Origin of the sequence: Vibrio cholerae ATCC 14035 (assembly GCF_000621645.1) — a bacterium.
GTDB lineage: Bacteria > Pseudomonadota > Gammaproteobacteria > Enterobacterales > Vibrionaceae > Vibrio > Vibrio cholerae.
Window position 1 is genome coordinate 167111 of the sequence record NZ_JHXR01000010.1, and the last position, 11567, is coordinate 178677.

Here is an 11567-nt window from a genome sequence, read left to right on the forward strand (position 1 = left end):
GAGCCACGGCACATTTCCTCAGTATTCAATCTCGAAACGGATAGAGAGCATGCTAACATCTTCCCCACTCACGCAACTTCGGAATACGATGTGATGAACGCACTGAAAGGGATTGCGATCCTGCTGGCTCTTGGGGCTGGCTTTTTTGCCAGCGACCTTGTTGCTTGGTTCCAGTCGCCTCAACCTGATCTTAACGATTACTGTCAACTATCACAGCAAAGCTGTGAGCAAGCGGGTGTCACCATGACCCTAGCTCAAGATAAAGCCCACCCATTAGTTGCCAATCGGCTCACCGTACACTGGCCCAATACGGATGCACAAAATTTGATCCTCACTTTAGAGGGGCTTGAGATGAATATGGGCAGTGCCAAGTTTTCTTTATCCTCCAACGGTGATGGCCTATACAGTGCCGACATTATTCTGCCCGTTTGTACTTCGGATGCGATGACTTGGATTGGTGAGCTTAGCGATGGCAAACAGACGGTTTACCCAGCAATTAGGATGGAACGATGAGTAAGAATTGGTCATTGATATTAGTGGTGGCGTTTACCCTAGGATTTAGTATCAAAGCCTATTTGGATAGCCAACAGAAATTAGCCGCACAGGTGACTACCCCACTGACCTTATCGGGAGACAATCAGCAAGCTGTCGCCATTTTCGATCAAGCCGACCCACGAATTCGAATTGTCTATTTTGGCTTTACACGTTGTCCAGATGTCTGCCCAACCTCTTTAGCTATGCTCTCCGCAGCCTTAAACCAAGTCGATGATAAAACGAAAGCGCAGTTACGCCCTATGTTTATCTCCCTTGATCCGGAGCGAGATGATGCCAAACTCGCCGCACAATACGCCCACTACTTTCATCCAATGATCGAAGGTTTGTCTGGCTCCGTTGCAACCACCAACCAGATTGCGCAAAAGTACGGTGTGATTTTTCGTAAAACCGAATTACCCAATTCGGAGCTGAAATACACCTTAGATCACAGCTCTTATTTCTATTTCTTGCAGCCGGATGGCACCTTGATCAATAAAGTGCCGCATACCCAAGACCCCACACCCATCGTGGATGCCATAAAGAAAGTCATTCAATAAAAAGGATAATTTAATGAAACTGAATACCTTGCTTCTTTCTAGCCTACTGCTTAGCACATCAGCTTTAGCTCAATCAGACATCATGGTTCACCAAGCTTATGCGCGCGCGACTCCTCCTGCCGCAGTCAATAGCGCCTTTTTTGGTGAAGTCATGAACCACAGTGATGTGGAGCGCTACATTGTTTCCGCCAGCAGCGAAGTGGCTGCCAAAGTGGAGCTGCATGACGTCATTAAAGAAGGCGATGTGATGAAAATGCGCCAAGTTCCTGAGTTTGTGATCCCCGCTCAAGGGACTTTAGTGCTCAAACCGGGCAGTTTTCACATCATGTTGCTTGAATTGAAAAAGCCACTGCAAGAGGGTGAGAACATCGAAGTAGAAATCACGTTTAAAAACGGTGAGAAGCAAATGATTACGGCACCGGTGAAAAAAGTGATGTCCGGTATGGCTGAACACAGCTCACACTAAGCCTCTTGGACGCCTATCTCGCTCAACAACAAACCTTAGACCTGATTGCAGTCCAAAGTTTTGTCGCTTCAAGTAGGAAGTGAATATCTCAAAAATTAAGGGTGATGGATTCACCCTTTTTGTTGCCCTTGTTATACCCAGACGACAAAAACGATAAGGAATCTCTGCATTATCAACGTTAAGCAACAAATTACTTACTTCCTCTCAAAATACACAACTTATCACGGCAAATATCAATTATCGGTAGACACATTATCTTGTGCGGTTAATATTGGAGCCCTTCAGGATTAATGACTGAAGCTACAATAATTCAAATTTTTTATGATTCGCAGGGATAACTATGCAGAACAACTCGTTTCTAGCCCGTTTGGTGCGTGGAAATCTGGTCTTACAAATTTTAGCCGGCATCCTATTAGGTGCAGCGATGGCTACTTTTTCACCAGAATACGCTCAAAAAGTGGGATTAATTGGTAATTTATTCGTAGGCGCACTGAAAGCCGTTGCTCCAGTGCTGGTGTTTATTTTGGTGGCATCTTCAATCGCCAACCAGAAGAAAAACCAACACACCTACATGCGTCCAATCGTTGTGTTGTACCTATTTGGCACCTTTTCAGCAGCACTGACCGCAGTTATTTTAAGTTTCCTATTTCCGACCACGCTCGTACTTGCAACCGGCGCTGAAGGCGCAACACCGCCACAAGGCATTGCCGAAGTACTCAACACCTTGTTGTTCAAGCTGGTCGATAACCCAGTCAGCGCTTTGATGAATGCGAACTACATCGGCATTTTAGCTTGGGGCGTGGGTTTAGGTTTGGCACTGCACCATTCTTCATCGACCACCAAAGCGGTATTTGAAGACCTTAGCCACGGCATCTCCCAAATCGTGCGTTTTATCATTCGTCTCGCACCCTTCGGTATTTTTGGCTTAGTGGCTTCAACGTTTGCCACCACAGGCTTTGATGCACTTGCTGGTTATGCGCAGTTGCTGGCGGTTCTACTTGGCGCAATGGCCTTTATCGCTCTGGTCGTCAACCCAATGATTGTCTACTACAAAATTCGCCGTAACCCTTTCCCTCTGGTTTTACAATGCCTACGTGAAAGTGGGGTTACTGCATTTTTCACGCGTTCAAGTGCTGCCAATATTCCGGTCAACATGGCACTGTGTGAAAAACTCAAACTCGATGAAGATACTTACTCAGTCTCTATCCCACTGGGAGCGACTATCAACATGGCAGGCGCAGCAATTACTATCACAGTACTGACTCTTGCTGCGGTACACACCATGGGTATTGAAGTGGATCTGATGACAGCACTACTTCTCAGTGTGGTTGCAGCGGTCTCGGCTTGTGGTGCTTCTGGAGTAGCGGGCGGTTCATTGCTCCTTATTCCACTCGCGTGTGGTTTGTTTGGGATTTCCAATGACATCGCGATGCAGGTTGTTGCGGTAGGTTTCATTATCGGCGTGATTCAAGACTCAGCCGAAACAGCCCTGAACAGCTCGACCGACGTACTCTTCACGGCAGCCGTATGCCAAGCAGAGCATGAAAAGCGCGCTTAAACTTTCCGCTTAATGATTGTGAAAACCAAAAATGGGCATCAAATGCCCATTTTTTATACCAGATGCCAACGTCGTAACCACGGCTTAAAACGTGGGTGTTGCAATGGATATTGCTGCGGAACCAATAAGTACAATACGCCGACCAGCAAAGCCGCACCAAGCAGATCCACCGGATGGTGCATACCAAGCCACAATCGACTATACGCCACTCCGCTCACCCAAATCAGCAGCGCACCGAGACTGAGATAGTGCTTTTTTTCCGCTAATAAGCTACCAAAATAGAGCAAACAGACCATGGCAAACACCGTGTGCCCAGATGGGAAAGAAAAATCCGTTTCCCCTTGCCAGTGCATCACCCGCCAAGGGCTCACTTTCTCTTCCATCGCCAACATTAAGGCTTCTTGCTTGGGTTGCGCTAACTTATAGAAATGGCCAGCATTAGGCAGCAGTAAGGATTGGGTCATCAGTTCAGTGTATGGCCTCGGCTCTTGAGTAACCGCTTTCATCCCCATTTTTAGCACCATGGCCAAGCCAAGTAACAGCATTAATTGAATGGATTTATTCAGCCATTGATGACGAGGAATGTGGCAACGCCACCCAACCCAGCACACCAAAAAAAACAATGTGAATAGAAAGCCCTCTTTGCCTGCAGAATGCGTTAAGTACGTCATGACACGGCCAACTGAATCACTTACAGGTTGCGTAAAATCCAGCTGCAGCGACAACAGGGTTAAAGGAATTAATAGAAGGACAAACGTCAGCAGTAAAATCAAGGCACGTTTGCAGCTCATGATGCGTGCTTTCATAACCATACTCCACCCGAACACAGTATGCGCATTGTAGAAAACCTCTGTCCGGTAATGCCAATATCGTGTCAATTTGCTGGAAAAAAACGTTCATTTTCCCCTTCGGTTTGCCACTAAATTTATTAACCCCTATATAACAATAATGTAACTAAATTTTTCATGCCTAGGTTGGATAGTAGAAAAAGCTTTGCCTATAGTTTGGATTAGTCACCAGATAAGGAGAATGAACATGGTGAAAAACACAATGCTCAACCGTTTAAATGAGCTACCAAGACTGTCTAAAGTTCTGCAAGAATTGCTGGATATGGCCAATCAGCCTGATGTGGATTTTCATCAGCTCAGCAAAAAAATCACGCTGGATCAAATCCTGACGGCGCGTTTGCTCCGCATGGCTAATTCTGCTTATTTTGGTGGTAACGGACATATCGCTACCGTAAACGATGCCATCATCCGAGTCGGCATTGAGTCGGTTCGTACTCTTGTTGTTGCTTCCGTCCTCTCCAGTACTTTTCCAAAAATTGAGACTCTCGATCTGAATGATTACTGGACCAATACCTTTGAAACAGCGTTAATTGCCAGCAAGATTGCCGAACAAGTCGGTTTGGATAAGTCAGAAACGTTTACCACAGGCGTGCTGCATAACATTGGCGAACTCATGATTCATACTTTGATGCCCACCGAGGCCTCACTGATCCAACAGAAAATCGCCCAAGGCATGGATCCGCTCAGCGCTCAAGAAGAGGTCTTAGGTATTTCAGCGCCTCGCATTGGTGCGATGTTGGCAAAAGAGTGGAAATTCCCTTCGGAAATGGTTGATGCCATTAAACATTTTGATGAACCCCGTGAAGCCGAAATCTCCCCCAAACTGGCGGTGGCGATTCACTTTGCCCGCGATATTAACTTCAGTTGGGACAAGCTCACGGAAAGCAAAGAGAAATCGATCTACCTTGCTGACCATCCTGACTCGCGTTTACTCAGCATTTCTGCTGCCTTCCAATCCACCATTGATCGGGTACGCGGCAATGGAAAGGAGTTAGCCACACAGATGATGGCGGCCTAAAAAAACATCCCAAGAAGAGGCTGGTTCTTCTTGGGATGAAAAGGGCAATTGATAACGCTTTATGCGCCGATGACACCGCCGTCTTCACGGGTGATCATCATGATGGTTGAACGAGGTTTGCTTGTACCACCGTAAGGGAAATGCGATGGAGCAGCCTCTTCACCCGGATGCTGAACACCAACAAACATGGTTTTGTGATCAGGGCTGAAGGTTAATCCCGTGATCTCACACGCAATAGGACCTGTTAAGAAGCGTTTCACTTCACCTGTGATTGGGTCACCACACAGCATTTGGTTATTCCCCTGCCCAGCAAAATCACCTTGGTTAGAGTAGTTACCATCGGTTTGGATCCACAAGCGACCTGCAGTGTCAAAACCAATCCCATCAGGGCTGTTAAACATATTGTCAGCCGAAATGTTTTCGCTACCTGCGTACAGGGTGCCTTTGTGAACGGTTGGATTACCTGCAATTAAGTAGAGGTCCCAAGCGAACACATCACTGGTGTGATCACCCTGTGCTGGCATCCAACGAACGATCTGCCCGTAGTTATTCTTCTCGCGTGGATTCGGGCCACCAACAGGTTGACCTTCTTTGCCACGGTTTTTGTTGTTGGTGAGCGTACAGAACACATGCTTTTTATCAGGATGCACGGCCACCCATTCTGGTCGATCCATGGTCGTTGCGCCCACTTGGGTCGCCGCACGACGAGCAAAAATCAGCACTTCGGCTTGATCTTTAAATCCGTTTTCAGGAGTGAGGCCATTCTTGCCAAAGCTCAGCTCCATCCAGCGTCCGCTGCCTTTCAGTTCGTTTTCATTGATATCGAACTTAGCGACATACAAGGTGCCCTCTTCCAGCAGATTACGGTTTTGCTGATCATTACCGGCTTGATAGCGATGCTTGGAAACGAATTTATACAGATGTTCGCCGCGTTCATCATCACCAAGATAAACCACCACATGGCCATCATTATTAATCACCAGTGCCGCATTTTCATGTTTAAAACGACCAAGAGCGGTACGTTTCAGTGGTGTAGAGTTCGGATTATGTGGATCAATTTCCACAACCCAACCAAAGCGGTTTGGCTCTTTAGGGTTCTTGGTTATGTCGAAACGCGCATCGTGCTTATGCCATTGGTAATCACTAGGTTCAGCAGCAATTCCGTAACGCTTCTGATCAGCATCGACACTGCCTTCTTGGTCCGCACCAAAGAAATCATCGAAGTTTTCTTCACAAGTGAGGTAAGTGCCCCAAGGAGTTTCACCATTCGCACAGTTATTGAAAGTACCCAGCACTTTTAATCCGCTAGGATCTTCAGCCGTTTTCAGCAGATCATGGCCTGCAGCAGGACCGGTCATCATCATTGGTGTATAAGCGGTGATCCGACGATTACGTTCACCTTGACGGTCTACCATCCACTGACCATTTTTACGTACCACTTCAACAATGGTGACACCGACTGCCGCTTGCGCTTTACGTACGTCATCCGCCGTCATCGCTTTACCTTGATGATCAAACAGATACTCGTAATTGGTGTATTCATTGTTGATCGCGAGCACACCGCGATCTTCGCTGATCGGGAAAAAGCTCATGCCATCCGTATTATCGCCAAACTGCTTCTCTTGTGCTTTTGAGTCTTGCTTGCCGCTTTGGTCAAATTCTGGCGCATTCGCAAAAATAGGATCGCCCCAAGACATGAGTGGAGTGGCTTTATAGCCTTTAGGCACAATCACTTTATCTTCTGTTGACACAGGGATTGCTGAGAAATTCAGTAGGTTTGATGTGGCAGGCGCAGCCACCGCACTCGCAACCGGATTTAAGGCTAAAAACGCGCCGGCACTCACTGCCGCACTGCCCGCCAAAAAATGGCGTCTAGACAGTTGCGCTTCAATCATTTCACTAAACTGGGATTCTTGCTCATCACGCTTCCACATTGGGGGCTCCTTGACTTTATGTTTATATCCTGAGCATTCAGGTTAATTAGATGTTGCGCAAGAGTAGCTGCCCAAGATGACTGCTCGGTGAAATTTCTGTTGCTAAAACATGACAATACAAAGAACGAGACTAAAGAGTTATGCAACTTTTTAACTATCTCACTAGGCACACTCTAATAACTTGTACTACTTTTTCTCTAGCTGTCGCTCTTTAATCAACTGGTTGGATACCGAAACGACTTGAGTTTACTGGCCGGTGGCAAGTGAGAGCAGTGCTCTGCACGGGATCACTTTAATACGACGAGAAACGTGTATTCCACGGCCGATTCATGTCATGTAGAGGTAGAGAACCTTTTTTAATACCACCACCCTACTTGGCACTATGCATCAAGTAGATAAGGAGTTTTTATGCACAAATCTCTGGCACTCTTCATTCTTGCTAGCCTTCCGGTTATGGCCAACGACTACCAAGCCGAGCTCACTCAATACGTTCAAACTGAATTAAAGCAAATCTCTGCCGATCCGCTGATTATCGAAGCAATAAAACTACAAAATGCGAAAAATGCTAACCTCACACAAAGTGAAATTGACCAATTGGATAAACAGTGGCGTGCTGAGGTGGGTCAAAGTGACACCCCAATGATCCAGTCCGTATTGAATACGCCAGCCTCACAAAAGCTGATGGAGATTCAAAACGCCAGTAACGGCAAGATTACCGAAGTATTTGTAATGGATAATAAAGGCCTGAATGTTGCGCAGAGCGAAGTCACCTCTGACTATTGGCAGGGTGATGAAGCCAAATGGCAAAACACCTACTCAAAAGGCGTTGGAGCATTTGATATCAGTGACATTGAAGAGGATGAATCCACACAGGTATTTCAAGCTCAAGTGAGTTATACCGTGGTAGATCCCAGTTCAGGCGAAGCTATTGGTGCTATCACAGTCGGCATTAATGTTGACGCATTGTAATACTCCACCGAAATCCCAAGCTTGAAGTAGCAGACAATCTCACTGCGACTTCAACTCGATAAGGGATAAGACTCATACACATTGGTTAGGTGAGCTTATGAAGTTAAGCATTAGTCGTATTCTTTTGCTGAGTGTTTCTATTCTTTGCACCCTTGCGCTGTTGTCCCTGACTTATTTGACTTGGACGAAAAGCGTAAAAGAGATGAACACCATCAGTGCTGAAACTTTCGAGAAAACGTCACTTTCTCTGGCTGATAATATTGCGACTGCCGTTCGTTTTAATAAAACCAGCGCAATTTCGGAGCGGGTGGCCATTGAACTCAACGCAAATCCAGTTCAACTCAAAAATGTGTATACCTTCAACGCCAAGGGGCAAGTGCTGTATAACGCCAAAAATACTAGCGATACGGCCACCAGCCTGAATCAATGGGTAACTCAACCACCGTCCGATCAAGCTGTTCGCAAAAATACCGATGGCCATGAAGGGCTCCTAATTATCGTGCCGCTCAAAGCTGGGAAAAATGCAGATTTAGTCGGCTATCTCGTTACAGAATGGGGGTTCGATCAAGTTCAACAAGTCGCATCACAATTACGCAATCAAGCGTTTATGCTCAGTATTGGCTTTCTCTTAGTGACCTTAATAGCCATTTACTGGCTATTACAACGTACATTGATCGCACCTTTAAATGATTTAAAGGTGCTTTGTCATGCTCTGGCAAGCGGTAGTTGTGACCTAAGCTCACGAATCAACTTTCGTAAGGACAATGAGCTCGGTCAACTGGCTAATGCCATTGATGATTTTATCGCAAAAGTGGAAAGCACCTTTGCACCTATCAAAGACCGAATCGTGGAAGTCACGGATGTCAGCCACAAAGTTGAGCAACAAATTGGTCGTTTAGAGCACAACATACATAATCAACAGAGTGAAATTTCCAATTCAGTCGCTATCGGTCATCAAAGCCAAGACAGCATCAAAGCGGTGACAGAGAGTATTTATGCCGCCTCCGAGTCTTTAAAACAGGCTGTCACCAGCAGTGAAGACAGCAAAGCTCAGCTCCGCGAGGCGCAAACCCAAAATCAACAACTGGTCGAAAAAGCAGAAATCACCACAAAAACCGCGACAGAATTGAATACACAAGTCGAAAAAGTGACCGATATCTTACAAATGATCCGCAGTATCGCCGAGCAAACCAACCTTTTGGCACTGAATGCCGCCATTGAGGCAGCCAGAGCAGGAGAAAATGGCCGCGGTTTTGCCGTCGTAGCCGATGAGGTGCGCCACTTGGCTGAAAAAACGTCCGCTTCAACCAATCAAGTTGAAACGCTATTAACTCAGCTCTCGGGTTACTCAAGAAACCTGATTGGCTACATGGAAGAGAGCTTGGTAGCGGCGAGAAATTGCGTAGCGGCGATTGAAAGCGGTTCAAATTTGGTCGATAAAGCGATTATCGATGTTAATCAAGCCAATAGCACCAACCAAAATGCAGTGCATGATAGCGAGCAGCAGAATCGTTTAGTTGAACAACTGCTCGAGCAACTGCGTTTGTTGGACAACCATGCCCGTGAACTATTAACGGATAGCGCAACGATAAGTGAGCACAGTAAAGAGCTACTCCGCTCCGCAAGCCAGACCCGCAGTAACCTCAAGCAACTTTCACATTAAGATGAGTGTTATAAACCAACGACTTGGGGTTACTGGTAGGCGGGAAGTGAGTTCATCCCTACGAACTTAGATACACTCTATGATTCGGTTGAACGCATCAATCACGCCAAGAAGAAAGCGCTATGCTGCATGCACCAAGTGTGGAGCCAAATTTATCAATTCATCGACAATTTCTTTGGCCTGCTTTGAGTAAATTAGCTTATCTTTTGCGCCAACCAACTGGATGTAACGAACTTTGCCAGACAGTATCATTTGTCGCAGGACACGTAATACCACTTGATTGTCCAGAACCTTATGGGTTTCCAAACCGTTCCCAGGGACTAAAGAAGCAAGGTCAATATTGATCACCAACTGCTCACAGTGTTCGATATAAACACTCAGTTGGGCTTTGAGTTGAGTGCGATTTAAAAAACCGCACTCTTCATGACTGACCCAATCGCACCCCAGATCCTCGGCATACTCTAAGGTCTGGGCGTGGGTGTGCTCTGTATCAATCCCAATACAAAACAGCTTAGCTTGTGCAAAGCGCGATAAAGCAAAGTGAAAAGCGCTGCCCACTTGCAAATCCAGTGTTTGCTTAAGTTCAAAGCCATGTCCGATATGCACCATTCCTACACTGGCACCGTCTTGCGTTAACGCAGGCAAACTGTGCAAGAGAATTTCATGGCAGTTAGCAAAAGCAACAGGAATAACTCCCAACGCCACGGATTGATTCAAGGCTTGTTGGTATTTAGCCTGAGTTTGGCCATCCAACACATAATGACTGGCATCGGCGTATTTCGGCGTAGATTGCTGCTGATACAACCAATCTGAAGCGACATCCAAGCTTTGCTGCGCAAACTCAAACTCTACCAGCGACATCGGCTTTACGCGCTGACACACGGTCATAAAGCCAAACGTAGACGTTGGATGACTGGATGTACGATGTAAACGGTAGCGTTTGAATAAGCTAAGCATGATCAATTACCTTTCTGGTGGCAACGCCCGTGCGGCTTGCAATACATGTAAAATTATCCGTTGCTTGTTGCTTTCGACTCGGTGGGCTGGAGCCATCACCGAAATTGCACCAATCAACTTACTCCCTTTCATCACCGGAGCACTGATCCCCGAAACACCGGGATCAATTTCAGAGGTACTCACGGCATATCCATGACGACGTATTTTTTCAAACTCGCTCTGCCACTTGTCTAACGTCGGATCTTCGCCAAAATAACGCAGGATCTTTTCACAACGAGCTGCAGGCATGTACGCCAACATTACTTTAGATGAGGCACCTCGAAGCAGTGGTTGACTTTGACCCTGGACGAAGCTGCATCGAAGCGCCTGCATACTTTCTCTTTGGCTAACGCATAGGGCTCGATAACCGACAGGCACCATATACGCGGCCATTTCCCCAGTCTGTTTTTGTAGACGACTTAACACAGCTTCAACCGCATCGAGGTTATGTTGGCTGGTTTCGTAACTTCTCATCAGCAGCAATGCCGCTGGACCGATGATCAAGGTTTTGTCGTGCGGGCTCTCTTCAATCAAGTTCCACTCTTTCAGCAGCTTCAAATGTCGATACAGGCTACTGAGCGGTACTTGCAGTTGTTCACTGAGTCCTTTTGCAGAGACTGGTTCTGGGTTTACTGCGACTTGCATCAGCAATTGCAGTGATTTTTCATTAACTTGGTTTGCTGAAATCTTTGTTTCGTTCATGTGTGCTTTTTAGCCTTTAATGGTGGGCACCTCAAATCTTGATTCTTGTATATCGAGAAATAGAGAAGAATTAAAGGATTGCATTCCCAATCAGTGAGAATGAGAGAGAAATTGAGCAAATTAACCAGAAAAATAAGGCTGACTCAGTCCAAAAACAAAGCCTGTTCAACGCAGCGACGCCTCTTTTGCTTTGCCGCTGTTTGTATTTTGGGGAAAGGGTCGCATCACGCTATTCCCTTATCCACCAAGAGAATGGCAATTCCCTTTACGACGAATGTATGGCGAGAATATACCAATAGAAAGAGGCTCTACCTATGCAGAG

The 11567-nt window shown here is 46.3% G+C and carries 11 protein-coding genes; 7 read left to right on the forward strand and 4 right to left on the reverse strand.

Annotation, left to right across the window (positions count from 1 at the left end):
- Nucleotides 1-93: 93 nt before the first annotated feature.
- The 4 genes from T411_RS0107640 to sstT all read left to right on the forward strand — a co-directional run bounded on the left by T411_RS0107640 (nt 94) and on the right by sstT (nt 3115).
- Nucleotides 94-513: a hypothetical protein gene (locus T411_RS0107640; protein ID WP_000992654.1), complete on the forward strand. Its 420-nt coding sequence runs from the start codon at nt 94-96 to the stop codon at nt 511-513.
- Nucleotides 510-1091, forward strand: coding sequence for an SCO family protein (locus tag T411_RS0107645; RefSeq protein ID WP_000042319.1), 582 nt, complete (start codon nt 510-512; stop codon nt 1089-1091). Before T411_RS0107640 ends, T411_RS0107645 begins: the two co-directional genes overlap by 4 nt.
- 13 nt (nt 1092-1104) lie before the next feature.
- Nucleotides 1105-1557 (forward strand): copper chaperone PCu(A)C, encoded by a 453-nt coding sequence (locus tag T411_RS0107650; protein WP_000774104.1) that lies wholly within the window; start codon nt 1105-1107, stop codon nt 1555-1557.
- A 340-nt stretch (nt 1558-1897) separates the two neighbouring features.
- Nucleotides 1898-3115 (forward strand): serine/threonine transporter SstT, encoded by a 1218-nt coding sequence (gene sstT / locus T411_RS0107655; RefSeq protein ID WP_001180737.1) that lies wholly within the window; start codon nt 1898-1900, stop codon nt 3113-3115.
- Nucleotides 3116-3168: 53 nt separating this feature from the next.
- Here the strand turns inward: sstT and T411_RS0107660 are convergent, their stop codons facing one another.
- The gene (locus T411_RS0107660; protein ID WP_000647541.1) at nt 3169-3921 is read right to left on the reverse strand and encodes a phosphatase PAP2 family protein; all 753 of its coding nucleotides are present in this window, start codon (nt 3919-3921) and stop codon (nt 3169-3171) included.
- 229 nt (nt 3922-4150) lie between these two features.
- Here T411_RS0107660 and T411_RS0107665 point away from each other — a divergent pair, with 229 nt between their 5' ends.
- Nucleotides 4151-4981: an HDOD domain-containing protein gene (locus T411_RS0107665; protein WP_000240501.1), complete on the forward strand. Its 831-nt coding sequence runs from the start codon at nt 4151-4153 to the stop codon at nt 4979-4981.
- A 59-nt stretch (nt 4982-5040) separates the two neighbouring features.
- On the opposite strand, the gene T411_RS0107670 is transcribed toward T411_RS0107665, so the two are convergent.
- Nucleotides 5041-6915: a PhoX family protein gene (locus T411_RS0107670; RefSeq protein WP_000265858.1), complete on the reverse strand. Its 1875-nt coding sequence runs from the start codon at nt 6913-6915 to the stop codon at nt 5041-5043.
- 408 nt (nt 6916-7323) lie between these two features.
- On the opposite strand from T411_RS0107670, the gene T411_RS0107675 reads away from it, so the two are divergent.
- A complete protein-coding gene (locus tag T411_RS0107675) occupies nt 7324-7884 on the forward strand; it encodes a hypothetical protein (RefSeq protein WP_000549603.1) in 561 nt (186 codons plus the stop codon).
- A 97-nt stretch (nt 7885-7981) separates the two neighbouring features.
- Entirely contained in the window at nt 7982-9547 is a 1566-nt protein-coding gene (locus tag T411_RS0107680) for a methyl-accepting chemotaxis protein (RefSeq protein ID WP_000777301.1), read from the forward strand.
- A 120-nt stretch (nt 9548-9667) separates the two neighbouring features.
- Here the strand turns inward: T411_RS0107680 and T411_RS0107685 are convergent, their stop codons facing one another.
- Nucleotides 9668-10504, reverse strand: coding sequence for an arginase family protein (locus T411_RS0107685; RefSeq protein WP_000949644.1), 837 nt, complete (start codon nt 10502-10504; stop codon nt 9668-9670).
- 6 nt (nt 10505-10510) lie between these two features.
- On the reverse strand, nt 10511-11245 hold the full coding sequence (locus T411_RS0107690; RefSeq protein ID WP_001006058.1) for an IclR family transcriptional regulator: 735 nt from the start codon (nt 11243-11245) through the stop codon (nt 10511-10513).
- Nucleotides 11246-11567 lie beyond the last annotated feature (322 nt).